Source organism: Orlajensenia leifsoniae (genome assembly GCF_004570845.1).
Classification (GTDB): domain Bacteria; phylum Actinomycetota; class Actinomycetes; order Actinomycetales; family Microbacteriaceae; genus Orlajensenia; species Orlajensenia leifsoniae.
Genome location: NZ_SPQZ01000002.1, coordinates 555,063 through 568,942, shown reverse-complemented (window position 1 = coordinate 568,942; position 13,880 = coordinate 555,063). Strand labels below are relative to the sequence as shown.

Here is a 13,880-nt window from a genome sequence, read left to right as displayed (position 1 = left end):
AACGGTCGTGGTGCGCCCATCGGGGCATAGGTTGGCCAGAGGCGCAGACACTGTCGACTACCGTTGGCATTCTTTGTTCCTCCCTAGGGGACGGGATCGAACATTGGTCAATTTTTCAGGTATTCGTATCGGATGCGCAGCCACCGTGCTCGCAGTTCTCGCTGTGGCCGGGCAGGCATCGGCGGCGAACGCGGACACGGCGATCGACGGGCCCGTCGATCTCGGGACCGCAGCGCAGTTCTCCGTGCTGGGCTCCTCGACCGTGACCAACACGGGCCTCTCGGTTCTGGACGAAGACCTGGGTGTCAGTCCGGGCACGTCCATCACGGGCTTTCCACCCGGAATCACCGGCGGGACGATCCACCCGACGGATGCCGTGGCCGCGCTCGCTCAAGACGACCTGACGACGGCGTATGGAGTTGCGGCGAGCCTGACACCGATGGCGACAGGACTCGGCGATCTCACCGGCCAGTCCCTGACACCCGGCGTCTACTCCGGCGGCGAGCTTTCGGTCACCGGCGCGTTGACCTTGGAGGGCACCGCCGAATCGGTGTGGGTCTTCCAGGCGGCGTCGACCCTGACGATAGCCTCGGGTGCCATCATCACGGTCACGGGCGAAGCCAGTGTGTGCAACGTCTTCTGGCAGGTCGGCAGTTCAGCCACGATCGAGCCCGGTGCCCAGTTCGTGGGGACCGTCATGGCAGACGTGTCCATCACCGCGCAGACGGCCGCCACCATCACCGGCCGGCTCCTTGCCCGAACGGGCGCCGTCACCTTGGACACCAACAGGCTCATCGCCCCGACCGGATGCGATACCGAGCCGGGAACCGTGACCACCAGTCCGGAGATCACCTCCGAGGCGCCGCCTGCGGGCCGTGCCGGCGAGGCGTATACCCACACCATCACGGCGAGCGGCACGCCCAGCCCGACGTACACGGTCTCCAGCGGCGCGCTCCCCACCGGAGTCGTGTTGGACGAGGAGACAGGCGTCCTGAGTGGCCAGCCGACCGAAGAGGGCACCTACGAGTTCGAGATCACCGCGAGCAACGGAACCGCCCCCGACACGACCGTCGCCTACTCCGTCACGATCGACGCGGCACTGCCGGACTCCTCGACGCCGCCGGTCGCGCCCGTCGTGGGACTCGCGGCTCCGGCCGGGCCGAGTCTTCCTGCGACAGGACCGGACCTCGGGTTCTCTCCGCTCTTGGCCGCAACGCTGTTGGGTCTCGGAGCTGTGCTGTTGTTCGTCCCGATCCTGCGGAGGAAGCCCGGCGGCGCACACCGCCTCTGACGCCTCTCGCAACGCGAGACGCGTGATGGCCGGGTAGGCGCCGCCACTCGCATGCGAAGCCCTCGGGACCGGAATGTCCCGAGGGCTTTCGTCGGCTCAAAGCTCTCGCGCTCCTGTCCTACGCCTTCGCAGAGACCGCGCCGCCCACCACCGGCTGAGGAGTCACCAGCGGCTTCTCGTCGGCGCCCTTGATCACCCAGTAGACGACGGCGAGCGACAGCACGCCGACGACCGGGCCGAGGAACGACCCGAACGGTGTGCCGAGTGGCGCGAAGCCGACGGCGAACACCGAGACGTCCCAGAGTCCGTGCAGCGCCATCGCCCAGATCAGCGATCCGGTGGTGCGCCGCAGGATGTAGAAGGCCGTACCCGACATCGCAGCGAGCCCCGCCTGCGCCAGCGAATTCGACAGGGGCGCGCCGAGCGCAGCGTTGACCAAGTGCATCCCGCCGAAGAGCAGCGTGGTCAGCAGCCACGCCCACACCTCGGGAAGCCGGGAGCGGAACGAGGTGAGAACGAGGCCGCGCGACATCAGCTCCTCGCAGAATCCGACGAACAGTCCCAGTGCGATCAGCGACAACACGAACGAGGCGTCGAACTTCGTCCAGTCGGTCGTGAAGAGGTTGGCGATGGCGGCGAGGAACATGATGATCGGCACGAAGATCGGCCAGGTGTGGTGGGAGCGCTTCCGCTCGAACAACGCGGCTCGCCACCAGCCCAGCATCGACGTCGTGATCGCGAGAAGAACGGCGGCTATCGACAGGTCGAGAACCGCCCCGCGCCAGGTGCTCTCGGCGGACGTACCGATCTCGGGGAAGGGAACACCGCTGAGCTTGGTGACGAGGTAGATGACGAACACGTAGCCGATGAAGATGGCGAAGCCGATCCAGACACGGGGTGTCACTCGCATTGCACGGGGCCTTCCAGTCGATGGGCGTTTCGGATTCACGCTATCGGCGCGGAACCCGGTGAGCAAAGTCGGAGAACGGCGCGGCGTCCCTCGAGACGAGAACGGGCCGCACCCCCGAAGGGATGCGGCCCGAAGCCATCGTCAGCGCTGACTACACGCCGTAGTAGAGCTCGAACTCGAACGGGTGCGGACGCTGCGCGAGGGGCTTGATCTCCTTCTCGCGCTTGTAGTCGATCCACGTCTCGATGAGCTCGGGTGTGAACACGCCGCCGGCGAGCAGGAACTCGTGGTCTGCCTCGAGTGCATCGAGGGCAGCGCCCAGGGAAGCCGGAACCTGCGGGATGTTCTTGGCCTCCTCGGGCGGCAGCTCGTAGAGGTCTTTGTCGACGGGCTCGTGCGGCTCGATGCGGTTCTTGATGCCGTCGAGGCCAGCCATGAGCTGGGCGGCGAAAGCGAGGTACGGGTTGCCCGAGGCATCCGGAGCGCGGAATTCGATGCGCTTGGCCTTCGGGTTGGTCCCCGTGATCGGGATGCGGATCGAAGCCGAGCGGTTGCCGGCCGAGTAGACCAGGTTGACAGGGGCCTCGAAGCCGGGAACCAGGCGGTGGTAGGAGTTCACCGTCGGGTTCGTGAAGGCGAGGACTGCGGGGGCGTGCTTGAGCAGGCCGCCGATGTACCAGCGGGCCAGGTCGGAGAGTCCGCCGTAGCCGGCCTCGTCGTAGAACAGCGGCTTGCCGTCGTTCCACAGCGACTGGTGGGTGTGCATGCCCGATCCGTTGTCGCCGAACAGCGGCTTCGGCATGAACGTGGCGGTCTTGCCCCACTGCTCGGCCGTGTTCTTCACGATGTACTTGAACTTCAGGATGTCGTCGGCCGCGTGCACCATGGTGTCGAAGCGGTAGTTGATCTCCTGCTGACCACCGGTTCCCACCTCGTGGTGCGAGCGCTCGAGGATGAGGCCGGCGTCGATGAGCTTGAGCGAGATGTCGTCGCGCAGGTCAGCGGTCTTGTCCACGGGGGAGACGGGGAAGTAGCCGCCCTTATAGGGCGTCTTGTTCGCGAGGTTGCCGCCCTCCTCCTTGCGGCCGGAGTTCCAGGCACCCTCTTCGGAGTCGACCGAGTAGAAGCTCGAGTACTGGTTCACTTCGTAGCGGACGTCGTCGAAGATGTAGAACTCGGCCTCGGGGGCGAAGAACGCGGTGTCGGCGATGCCGGTCGAGGCGAGGTACTTCTCGGCCTTCTTGGCGACCTGGCGCGGGTCCTTCGAGTAGATCTCGCCGTTGCGCGGGTTGTAGATGTCGAAGACCATGATGAGCGTGCGCTCGATGCGGAACTGGTCGATGTAGGCGGTCGTCACGTCAGGGATGAGCTGCATGTCCGACTCGTGGATGTTCGCGAATCCGCGGATGGACGAACCGTCGAACAACTGGCCGACGGTGAAGAACTCCTCGTCGACAGTCGACGCCGGGATGTTGAAGTGCTGCTGCACACCCGGAAGGTCGGTGAAACGGATGTCGAGGAACTTGACGTCTGTCTCCTTGATGAACGCGAGAACTTCAGACGAGTCTTTGAACATGTAGGACTTCTCCTAGGACTGGAACCGATCGCTGCACAGCGCAACTGTTCATGAGGGTATTGGGAGGCCGTTTCCCTGCAGTGTCGCAAATGTTTCAGGCATGTTACGGCCGTGCCGTCTCATTAGACTCGTGGAGTGAGCACCCCCGCGTCAAATCCTCGGACCTTCGGCGACCTGGCCCCCAGCGTCTATCCCGGGGAGCGCCTCGGCGTCCCTCGCGATGGCTCGGGTTCGGTCGCACGTGCCGGGCGGCGGATCGTCGCGCTCCTCATCGACTGGGGCAGCGCCATGCTGATCACCCTGCTCTTCGCGAGCTACAACTCGTTCACCTACACGTGGCTGACGCCGGTGGTCTTCCTGGTGCTGCAGGTCGTCTTCATCCCGACGATCGGCGGAAGCATCGGCCATCGTCTGCTCGGCATGCGCGTCGTCGCCATCGCCGGAGGCTGGGTCGGGATCTGGCGCCCGATCGTACGTTCGGTGCTGCTCACCATCGTGATTCCAGCACTGGTCTGGGACTCGGACCAGCGCGGCTTCCACGACAAGATCGCCGGAACGATCCTCCTGCGGGTCTGACTACGCGCGTCGTTGCGCGCGCACCTTGTTGGGGTCGATGCCCTTGGGGATCGGCAGCCCGGTCTTCGCCATCGAGGTCAGGCGGTTGTTGACCGCGAGGACCTCGGCCTTCGTCAGCTTGGGCTTGATCTTAACGAGCGCCCGCGAGAGCTTGTGCAGCGGCACGGCGTTGGCGTCGGGTCCGACCGAGAGCATCGAGATCGGCACGTTGGGGACGACCTTGGCGACCTTGCGCTTCTCGTCGTCGAGCATGCGCTGGGTGCGGCTGATCGGGCCTTCGCTGATGAGGACGACGCCGCCGCGGCCGACGGCGCGGTAGACGGCGTCGTGGGTCTTGCCGTTGACGGAGATCGGCATCTCGCTGCCGACCCACCCACGGCGCAGGGAGCTGCGCAGAACGGCGCCGACGGCGCCGGGCTGACCCTCGATCTGCGAGTACGCGGCCTTCTCGGCGCGACGGCCGAGCACGACGAGGGCGATCAGCAGACCGCCGAGCACGCCCGCGATGATCCAGAGGGCGATCGTGAATCCGTTGCCCTCGCCGAGCCAGAGGGCGAAGCCCAGACCGACGACGACGGGTGCGAGGAAGCCGAGGAGCATGATCCATACCGCGTTGGAGTCGTACCGGCGGGTCATCTGGAAGACCTGCCACATCTGCTTGAAGCGACCGGGTTCCTTCGGAGTGGACGACGTGTCCGACTTGCGTGCCATGGCTCAAGGATACCGAGTCGACACGCCCCTTCGTGACGGATCAGGACACGCCGTGGGCGAACCTGGCCGCAGCGAGCGACGAACGGGGGAGATCGGCGGTCAGGACGCAGGTGAGCAGCGTCGGAGAACCGCGCTCCGGGACTCCTCCCCTCGGGTTCGTGCGAACACGCGACCACACCGGGCACGCTCATTGGCTCTCGGCGTGGGTCCTTCTCGGTGATCGTTGCTGCATGACACGGGACGACTCCACGCGCCTCGCGGGATACCGCGTCCTGAGGCGCCTCGGATCAGGACGCCGAGCAGAGGTGCATCTCGGGCATGCCGGCGACGCGGCCGCCGGCGGGGCGGGGGAGCGCACTGTCGCCCTCAAGCTCTTCAGCGCCGCCCACGCGGCTGCCAGCGCCACGGACATCGCCATCCTCGGGTCCGTGCAGGCGGCCTGCGTGCCGAGACTCCACGATGTCGCCACACTGCGAGACGGATCGATCTGCCTCGTGCTCGACAGGCTCGACGGCCCGACGCTGTCAGCATGGCTCGCAGCTGACCGGCGGCCGCAGCCCGGGGAGCTCGTGACAGTGCTGGGAGCGGTGATCGGCACAGTCGCCGCAGTCCGTGCTGCAGGATGGTCGCTGGGGCTGGTGCCGTCGTCGGTCCGATTCGATCGCAGCGGACGGCCGGTGATCACCTCGTTCTCGTCGGCGGGACACCTGGCTGAGGGCGGAAGCAGTGCCGATGTACTGCGCCTCGAACTCCGTCATCTCGGCGACTTCATCGCCGACGTGCTCGTTCTCGCACGGCATTCCGATCCTGGATTCCTCGCCTGGCTGCGCTCTCAGGAGGGCGCGCGCCCGCTGACGGATCGCCTGCCCGAGCTGGAAGCCCGCGTCTTCGACTGGGCGCCGGCTCGTCCCGTCGTGCTCGCGGCACCCGACGGGTCGACCGGCGGCGGGTCAGTCGTTCCCGCGAGGCTGGGCCCGGTCGCGGCATCCGGTGAACGGCCCGCCCAGACCGATCCCGACGACGATGACGACGGGAGCAACCGCCCGGCGATCCTGCGCGCCGTACGCTCTGCTCGCGCGATCCTGACACCGACGCACCTGGGTGGCGCTGCCCGAGCGTTCCTGGGTCGCCACCGGCGTCCGGCGATTCTCGCCGGCACGCTTCTGGTCGTCGGTGCAGGCGCCGTCCTCAGCCTGCTGCCTCCCGCGGCTCAGGGGACGTCCCCGGGGCCCGTGTCGGAGACGGCGCCGACATCTCTCCCGCGGTCGAGTGCCCGTGCCGACCCCTCACTTCACGTGACCGCCGCCCAGGCTGAGACGACCGACTCCGCGGTCCTGGGTGACGATCCGCTGGCGGCTGCCGCCGCCCTGCTGTCGGCACGTCAGACCTGCCTGAAGCTCGGAGAGTCGTCGTGTCTGGCGGCGGTGGACCAGGCGTCATCGCCCCTCGACGAGGCGGACCGGCATGCCTTGTCCAGTGGCGGGGATCCTCAGTCGCTCCTGCCGTCTGACGCGATCACTCTCATCGGACGCACGGGCGACGCCGCCATCGTCGCACTGCCCGCACCGACCGCGGAGACACCAGCGGCCTCGCTCCTTCTGATGAAGGGCGAGGCCGGATGGCGATTGCGCGAGGTGTTCGAGGGCTGAACCCTAGATGCCGAGGTCGCCCTCGAAGTCGCCGGCCTCGAGGCGGTTCTTGACCGCGGTGAGGTAGCGAGCGGCATCCGCACCATCGACGATGCGGTGATCGTACGAGAGGGCGAGGTAGACGATCGACCGGATGGCGATGGCGTCGACGCCGTCCTGGCTGACGACTGTGGGCTCCTTGACGACGATGCCGGTGCCGAGGATGGCCGACTGCGGAAGGAAGACGACGGGGGTGTCGAACAGCGCGCCACGCGAACCAGTGTTGGTCAGCGTGAAGGTGCCGCCGGCGAGCTCGTCGGGCTTCAGCTTGTTGTCGCGAGTGCGGCCGGCGAGGTCGGCGATCTGAGCAGCGAAGCCGGCCAGGTCGAGAGCGGCCGCATCCTTGATGACCGGGGTCAGCAGGCCGCGCTCGGTGTCGACCGCGATGGCCAGGTTCTCGTGGCCCGGGTAGACGATGGAGTCACCGTCGACGGTCGAGTTGATGATCGGGAACGCCTGCAGGGCCTCGACGGACGCGAGGGCGAAGAACGGCAGGAAGGAGAGCTTCTGGCCGGTCTTCTGCTGGAACTCGCCCTTGACCTTGTCGCGGAGCTGGGCGACGCGGGTGACGTCGACCTTCACAACGGTCGTGAGCTGAGCGGTCTGCTGCATCGACGCGACGGCACGCTCGGCGACGACCTTGCGCAGGCGCGTCATCGGCACCGTCGTTCCGCGCAGCGGCGAGACCTCGAGGGCGGGCGCCGACGGGGTGGCTGCGGTTCCGGAGGCCGCGGACAGGACGTCCTGCTTGCGGATGCGGCCACCGACACCGGTTCCGGTGATGGTGGCGAGGTCGACACCCTGCTCGTTCGCGAGCTTGCGCACGATCGGGGTGACGTAACCGCCACCCGAGTGAGCACCGGAGGACGCGGGGGCCGGCGTCGCCGGAGCGGCGGCAGCCGGGGCGGGGGCGGCGGCAGCCGGTGCAGGCGCTGCGGCGGGAGCCGGAGCAGCGGGAGCCGGAGCAGCGGGCGCCGGAGCAGCGGGCGCGGCTGCGGGAGCCGGAGCAGCGGGCGCGGCGGCGGGAGCCGGCTCGGGGGCTGCAGGTGCCGGAGCTGCGGGAGCCTCGGCGGCAGGTGCGGGAGCGGCGGCGGGCGCCTCGGCCTCGACCGGAGCCTCCGTCGACGGAACCTCGGCGGCCGGGGCGGGCTCGGCGGCCGGCGCGGGTGCTGCCTCGGCAGCAGGAGCGGCCTCAGCAGCAGGAGCGGCCTCAGCAGCAGGAGCGGCCTCAGCGGCGGGCTCCTCAGCGGGAGCGTCGCCTCCGCCCGATCCGTCACCGATGGTCACGAGGGGGGTGCCGACCTCGACGGTCTCGTCCTCCTGCACCAGGATCGCCTCGATCACACCGGCGATCGGCGAGGGGATCTCGGTGTCGACCTTGTCGGTCGAGACCTCGAGCAGCGGCTCGTCGACCTCGACGCGGTCGCCCACGTTCTTGAGCCAGCGGGTGACCGTTCCCTCGGTGACACTCTCTCCGAGTGCCGGGAGGCTGACGGATTCGCTCATGCGATTGTCTCCTTCACAAGCTTTTCTTTGCTTGGTAGCTTATTGCGTTCTGGTCGGCCGAGGCCGCGAGTGGTCGTGCGTTCTTGTCGAGCGGGGCCGTGAGCGGCCCATCTGATCCGCGGATCAGATGGCGTGCAGCGGCTTTCCGGCGAGCATGAGGAATGCCTCGCCGAGCGCCTCGTTCTGCGTGGGGTGGGCGTGCACCAGAGGAGCGATGTCCTCGGGGTAGGCCTCCCAGTTCACAGCGAGCTGGGCTTCACCGATGAGCTCGCCGACGCGAGCGCCGATCATGTGCATGCCGATGATGGGGCCGTCGTTCACACGAACGACCTTGACCGAGCCGGTGGTGCCGATGATGTGGCTCTTGCCGTTGCCACCGAGGCTGTAGTCGTAGCTGGTCACCTGGTCGGCGCCGAACTTCTCCTTGGCCTTGGCCTCCGAGTAGCCGATCGAGGCCACCTCGGGGTCGCTGTAGGTGACCTTCGGGATGTTGAGGTCCTCGACCACGATGGGGTTGAGGCCGGCGATCTCCTCGGCGACGAAGATGCCCTGCTGGAAGCTGCGGTGCGCGAGCTGCAGGCCGGGAACGATGTCGCCGATGGCGTAGACGCCGGGAACGTTGGTCGCGAGGCGCTCATTCGTGATGACGAAGCCACGGTCCATGGTGATGCCGACCTCGTCGTAGCCGAGCCCGGAGGTGACGGGTCCACGGCCGACGGCGACGAGAAGCAGCTCGGCCTCGATCGTCTTGCCGTCCTCGAGTGTGACGACGACTCCCTGGTCGTTCTGGGTCACGCTCTGGAAGCGCACCCCGAGCGAGAATTCGATGCCGCGCTTGCGGTAGGCGCGCTCGAACTGCTTCGAGACCGACTCGTCCTCGTTGGGGACGAGGTGCGGGAGCGCCTCGATGATGCTCACGTCTGCCCCGTAGGACTTCCAGACGCTCGCGAACTCGACTCCGATCACACCGCCGCCGAGGATGGCGACCTTCTTGGGAACGAAGTCGAGCTGGAGGGCCTGCTCACTCGTGATGACGCGCCCGCCGATCTCGAGGCCGGGCAGCGAGCGCGAGTACGAACCCGTGGCCAGCACGATGTGCTTGCCCGTGATCGTGTCGTCGCCGACCTGGACTGTCGTGGGGGAGGTGAGCTTGCCCTCGCCGGCGATGGTGGTGATGCCCCGGGCCTTCACGAGGCCCTGCAGTCCCTTGTACTTGCTGTCGACGATGCCCTGACGGTACGCGGTCACCGCCGTCATGTCGATGCCGTCGAACGTGGTCTTGACGCCGTACTTGGCCGACTCCCGGGCATAGTCGGCCACCTCGGCCGAGTGCAGCAGCGCCTTGGTCGGGATGCAGCCGCGGTGCAGACACGTGCCGCCCACCTTGTCCTTCTCGATCATGGCGACGGTGAAGCCGAGCTGGACAGCTCGCAGTGCAGTGGCGTAGCCACCGCTTCCTCCACCCAGAACGACAATGTCAAACGACTGCTCCGACACCCAGCTACTCCCTTGATTTCGAGACCTGTGTAAGGACATGCATGATCGGCTGCCCGGCATCCGGTTGGGAGCTCATGGAGACGATCGCGGGCGAGCGCGGAAACTCGCCTCTAAGAGAGTACTACTTGCTCGTGTACGACTCCGCCAGCGCGAGAAGGGTGCGCACCGACACACCGGTGGCACCGGGTCCGTTGAAGCTGTAGAGCTTGCCCTCGTTGAGTGCCGCCCCGGCGATGTCGAGGTGCGCCCACGGAATCGTGGACTCGCCGTCTGCGGTCTTCCCGATGAAGTCCTGGAGGAATGCCGCGGCGAGCATCATGCCGGCCGCCGGGTCGCCGGGCGTGGCGTTCTTGATGTCGGCGACGCCGGAGTCGAGACGTGCACGCAGCTCCTCGGGGATCGGCATCGGCCAGAACGGCTCAGCAACGCTCTTCGACGCTGCGAGCACGCGCTCGACGAGGTCGACTTCGCCCATCACGGCCGAGTAGCGGTGGCCCAGCGCGACGACCTGTGCGCCGGTGAGGGTGGCGACGTCGACGATCGCGTCGGGGTGCTCCTCGGATGCAGCGACCAGTCCGTCTGCCATCACCAGCCGACCCTCCGCATCCGTGTTCACGACCTCGACCGTGGTTCCGCCGCGGATGCTCAACACGTCATTGGGCCGCACGGCGTTGCCCGACGGCATGTTCTCGGCCAGGCAGAGCCAGCCCGTCAGACGCACGGGCAGCTCCGTGCGTGCGGCGGCGACGATGACGGCGAGCACGTTCGCGGCGCCGGCCATGTCGCTCTTCATGCCGATCATCGGCACCGGGGGCTTCAGCGAGAGTCCGCCGGTGTCGAAGGTGATGCCCTTGCCGACGATGGCGAGGTGCTGCGTCGCGGCGGCGGGGGAGTAGGCGAGCTTGAGGAGGCGCGGAGGCCGGGCCGAACCCTGGCCGACGCCGAGGATGCCGCCGAAGCCGTCGGCGGCCAGCTCGGTCTCATCCCACACCGTCACCTCGATGGGGAGATCTCCGATGGCATCACCGGCCAGGTCGACGAAGCTCTCGGGGTACAGATCGGACGGCGGCGCGTTGACGAGGTCGCGCACCAGGTTCACGCCGTCGGCGACAGCGATGATGCGTGCCTGCTCGGCGTCGTCGGGAGCCGAAGCCGTGTACACGACGATGCTCGACGCCGGGGTCTTCGTCTTCTCGAGCGAGGTGTGACGGTACGCCGTGTAGGCGTAGGCGCCGAGAGCGGCTCCCTCGCCGATGGCGGCGGCCTCGACGGCGTCGGAGGTCGGGATGGCGAAGGCGACGGTGTCGACGCCGGTGAGCTGGCGAGCGGCCGAGCCCGCGGCCGCTCGGAGGGCAGCGGCATCCGTTCCCCGTCCGAGTCCGATGATGGCGATGGTCTTCGCGGCCCCGACGGTGTCGACGGTACGCACGAGCTGGTCTGCGCCGCCCGTCACACCGAGCGCGTCGAGGTGCGCCGCGATGCCCGCGTAGGCCGGATCGGCGACGAGCTCCACCGAGCCGTCGACCGACCTCGCTCCGATGACGACGACGTCGACGGCGGCCTCGGTGACGGATTCTGCGGAGAAGGACAGGGATGCTGAAGTCATGCTCCGATCGTACGCAGTGTCGGTGTTCGCTCTCGGCGTCGCCCGCTCAGCGCCTGGGGCGGGAGTCGGTGCCGAGGCTCGCCGTAGCATTGAGGGATGCGTGATCCCCGTGGCCTGTACGAGCTGACCCCCGAGGCGTCGGACGTCCCCGACGGCCTGCACCTGGTGGCCGGTCTCACGGGGTTCGCGGATGCCGGAAGCGCGGTGTCGCAGTTCACGGCGCACATCCTCGACTCGCTCGAGACCGTGACGATCGCCGAGTTCGACACCGACATCCTGCTCGACTACAGGGCGCGACGCCCCATCGTGACCTTCGACGAGGACCACCTGACGGCGTACGAGCCGTCCCGGCTCACACTCTCGCTCGCCCGCGACGAACTCGGGCAGCCCTTCCTCCTGCTGACGGGCTTCGAGCCCGACTTCCAGTGGGAGCGCTTCGCTGCCGCTGTGCTCGACATCGTCGACAGGTTCGCTGTGAGCACGACGACGTGGGTGCACGCCATCCCGATGCCGGTACCGCACACACGGCCGATCCGAGTGACCGTGAGCGGCACCCGCACCGATCTGATCGAGACGATGTCGATCTGGCGGCCGCGCACGCAGGTTCCCGCGACTGCGCTGCATCTCGTCGAGTACCGCCTGCAGGAGCGCGGCGACTCCGTCGTGGGGTTCGTTCTGCTCATCCCGCACTACCTCGCAGACACCGAGTACCCCCTCGCCGCGATCACGGCGCTCGAGTCAGTGAGCGCCGCAACAGGCCACATCTTCCCGACCGACAGCCTGCGCGAGCAGGGCCGCGACTTCGTGGGCCGTCTCGCCGAGCAGATGGGCGAGAATGGCGAGCTGTCCAAGCTGGTGACCAACCTCGAAGAGCGTCACGACAGCTACATGGAGGGCACGACGCTGCACTCCCCGCTGACCGACTCCGACGGCGAAGTGCCGAGCGCCGACGACATCGCTGCGGAGCTGGAGAAGTTCCTCGCCTTCCGACGCGACCGCGAGGACCCGCCGACAGGTCTCTGACCGGCATCCGGTCCGTGCTCCTCGCTCACCGAGCTGGAGGCGTAGGGTCGATCCAGTGAACTCCCGCCGATCGTGGTTCGTCTTCGGTGTCGGAGCGTTCCTCTACCTCTCAGCCGTGCTGCAGCGCACGTCGCTCGGCGTGGCCGGCGTCGCCGCGGCCGACAGGTTCGACGTGGCGGCCGCGGCGCTCTCGACGCTGGCCGTCGTGCAGATCGCCGTCTACGCGGCCATGCAGATCCCCGTCGGCGTGCTCATCGACCGCTTCGGTCCCCGCACGCTGATGCTGGCAGGGACGGCGGTGATGGTCGCGGGCCAGCTCGTGGTCGCCTTCGCGCCATCCCTCAGCGTCGCCGTGATCGGCCGCATCCTCGTCGGCGCGGGCGATGCGACCGTCTTCGTCTCCCTCATCCGTCTGGTGAGTTCCTGGTTCAGTGGCCGCATCGTGCCGCAGCTCTCGCAGTGGGTGGGCAACATCGGCCAGCTCGGCCAGGTGCTCTCAGCGCTCCCGTTCGCCTGGATCCTGCGTACCTACGGCTGGACGCCAGCGTTCGTGTCTGCTGCGACGGTCTCCGCCCTCGGGCTGGTTCTCGGCTTCATCGCCCTGAAGGACCGCCCGGCGGGAAGCGGCGACGATCACCGTGCGACGGACATCAGGGTCGCCATCCGTCAACTCGTCGAATCGTTCAAGAGGCCCGGCACGCAGCTGGGCTTCTGGTCTCATTTCGTGACCCAGTCGCCGGGCACCGTCTTCAGCCTGTTCTGGGGATTCCCGTTCCTCGTGTTCGGCCTCGGCTACGACCAGCGGACAGCGGCGGAACTTCTCCTGCTCCTCGTGGGGGCCGGAATCGTGACCGGGCCCTTCCTCGGCATCCTGACCGCCCGCTATCCGCTTCGCCGCTCGAACATCGTGCTCGGCATCGTGGCGGCGATGGGTGTCGCGTGGGGGGTTCTGCTGCTGTGGCCCGGCCAGCCGCCCCTGGGAGTCGTGATGCTCATGCTCGTCGTCATCGGAGTCGGAGGCCCCGGATCGCTGATCGGCTTCGACTTCGCCCGCACCTTCAACCCCATGCGCAGTCTCGGGGCCGCCAACGGCGTGGTCAACGTCGGCGGATTCCTCGCCAGTTTCGTGATGATCTTCCTGATCGGCATCCTGCTCGACCTGCAGGATGCCGCCCGCACGGCCGGCGGAGAGTCGAGCGACCTCTACTCGCTGACGTCGTTCCGCTGGGCATTCGCCATCCAATACGTGGTGGTGGGTATCGGGGTCGGCTTCCTGCTGGAGGCACGCAGACGCACACGACGACGCGTGCTCGCCGACGAGGGAATAGAGGTGGGGCCCATCTGGGTTTCATTGGTGCAGGCATGGAAGCACCGCGGGGAACGCCGTTAGGCGAGTGCTCCTAATAAACCGTGCAATAATTGTCAATAGGACCCGTTCATCTCCGGGCACCCCCAGTTCGATCCGCATGCGGCGAGCTCCGGGGGAGCACTTCGGA

General features: G+C 67.7%; 11 protein-coding genes. 5 read left to right on the top strand and 6 right to left on the bottom strand.

Features of this window, described 5'->3' with window-relative positions:
• Positions 1 to 145 precede the first annotated feature (145 nt).
• Entirely contained in the window at positions 146 to 1,291 is a 1,146-nt protein-coding gene (locus E4M00_RS06730) for an ice-binding family protein (protein WP_167756837.1), read from the top strand.
• Positions 1,292 to 1,409: 118 nt separating this feature from the next.
• Here the strand turns inward: E4M00_RS06730 and E4M00_RS06725 are convergent, their stop codons facing one another.
• Together E4M00_RS06725 and glnA are read right to left on the bottom strand one after the other, a co-directional pair.
• Entirely contained in the window at positions 1,410 to 2,201 is a 792-nt protein-coding gene (locus E4M00_RS06725; RefSeq protein WP_240036894.1) for a CPBP family intramembrane glutamic endopeptidase, read from the bottom strand.
• A 151-nt stretch (positions 2,202 to 2,352) separates the two neighbouring features.
• Entirely contained in the window at positions 2,353 to 3,777 is a 1,425-nt protein-coding gene (gene glnA / locus E4M00_RS06720; RefSeq protein ID WP_056162661.1) for a type I glutamate--ammonia ligase, read from the bottom strand.
• Between the two features lie 135 nt (positions 3,778 to 3,912).
• Here glnA and E4M00_RS06715 point away from each other — a divergent pair, with 135 nt between their 5' ends.
• A complete protein-coding gene (locus tag E4M00_RS06715) occupies positions 3,913 to 4,353 on the top strand; it encodes an RDD family protein (protein ID WP_135119655.1) in 441 nt (146 codons plus the stop codon).
• Here E4M00_RS06715 and E4M00_RS06710 read toward each other — a convergent pair whose 3' ends face one another.
• On the bottom strand, positions 4,354 to 5,064 hold the full coding sequence (locus E4M00_RS06710) for a DUF4191 domain-containing protein (RefSeq protein ID WP_135119654.1): 711 nt from the start codon (positions 5,062 to 5,064) through the stop codon (positions 4,354 to 4,356).
• Between the two features lie 230 nt (positions 5,065 to 5,294).
• Between E4M00_RS06710 and E4M00_RS06705 the strand changes: the two genes are divergently transcribed.
• Positions 5,295 to 6,713 carry a serine/threonine-protein kinase gene (locus tag E4M00_RS06705; protein WP_135119653.1) on the top strand — a complete coding sequence of 473 codons (1,419 nt, stop codon included), beginning with the start codon at positions 5,295 to 5,297 and terminating at the stop codon, positions 6,711 to 6,713.
• A gap of 3 nt (positions 6,714 to 6,716) precedes the next feature.
• Here E4M00_RS06705 and E4M00_RS06700 read toward each other — a convergent pair whose 3' ends face one another.
• The 3 genes from E4M00_RS06700 to E4M00_RS06690 all read right to left on the bottom strand — a co-directional run bounded on the left by E4M00_RS06700 (position 6,717) and on the right by E4M00_RS06690 (position 11,361).
• Positions 6,717 to 8,258 (bottom strand): 2-oxo acid dehydrogenase subunit E2, encoded by a 1,542-nt coding sequence (locus E4M00_RS06700; RefSeq protein WP_135119652.1) that lies wholly within the window; start codon positions 8,256 to 8,258, stop codon positions 6,717 to 6,719.
• Positions 8,259 to 8,381: 123 nt separating this feature from the next.
• Entirely contained in the window at positions 8,382 to 9,755 is a 1,374-nt protein-coding gene (gene lpdA, locus E4M00_RS06695; protein WP_135119651.1) for a dihydrolipoyl dehydrogenase, read from the bottom strand.
• Between the two features lie 121 nt (positions 9,756 to 9,876).
• Positions 9,877 to 11,361, bottom strand: a complete 1,485-nt coding sequence (locus tag E4M00_RS06690; RefSeq protein WP_135119650.1) for a leucyl aminopeptidase — start codon at positions 11,359 to 11,361, stop codon at positions 9,877 to 9,879.
• Between the two features lie 96 nt (positions 11,362 to 11,457).
• Between E4M00_RS06690 and E4M00_RS06685 the strand changes: the two genes are divergently transcribed.
• The gene (locus E4M00_RS06685) at positions 11,458 to 12,384 is read left to right on the top strand and encodes a proteasome assembly chaperone family protein (RefSeq protein WP_135119649.1); all 927 of its coding nucleotides are present in this window, start codon (positions 11,458 to 11,460) and stop codon (positions 12,382 to 12,384) included.
• A 55-nt stretch (positions 12,385 to 12,439) separates the two neighbouring features.
• Entirely contained in the window at positions 12,440 to 13,774 is a 1,335-nt protein-coding gene (locus tag E4M00_RS06680) for an MFS transporter (RefSeq protein WP_135119648.1), read from the top strand.
• The last annotated feature ends 106 nt before the right edge of the window (positions 13,775 to 13,880 follow it).

What these genes read in the sequence shown, in the direction of transcription:
- E4M00_RS06725 (WP_240036894.1), bottom strand. Translation starts at nt 2,201, where the DNA reads ATGCGAGTGACACCCCGTGTCTGGATCGGCTTCGCCATCTTCATCGGC.
- glnA (WP_056162661.1), bottom strand. Translation starts at nt 3,777, where the DNA reads ATGTTCAAAGACTCGTCTGAAGTTCTCGCGTTCATCAAGGAGACAGAC.
- E4M00_RS06710 (WP_135119654.1), bottom strand. Translation starts at nt 5,064, where the DNA reads ATGGCACGCAAGTCGGACACGTCGTCCACTCCGAAGGAACCCGGTCGC.
- E4M00_RS06705 (WP_135119653.1), top strand. Translation starts at nt 5,295, where the DNA reads ATGACACGGGACGACTCCACGCGCCTCGCGGGATACCGCGTCCTGAGG.
- E4M00_RS06700 (WP_135119652.1), bottom strand. Translation starts at nt 8,258, where the DNA reads ATGAGCGAATCCGTCAGCCTCCCGGCACTCGGAGAGAGTGTCACCGAG.
- E4M00_RS06690 (WP_135119650.1), bottom strand. Translation starts at nt 11,361, where the DNA reads ATGACTTCAGCATCCCTGTCCTTCTCCGCAGAATCCGTCACCGAGGCC.
- E4M00_RS06685 (WP_135119649.1), top strand. Translation starts at nt 11,458, where the DNA reads ATGCGTGATCCCCGTGGCCTGTACGAGCTGACCCCCGAGGCGTCGGAC.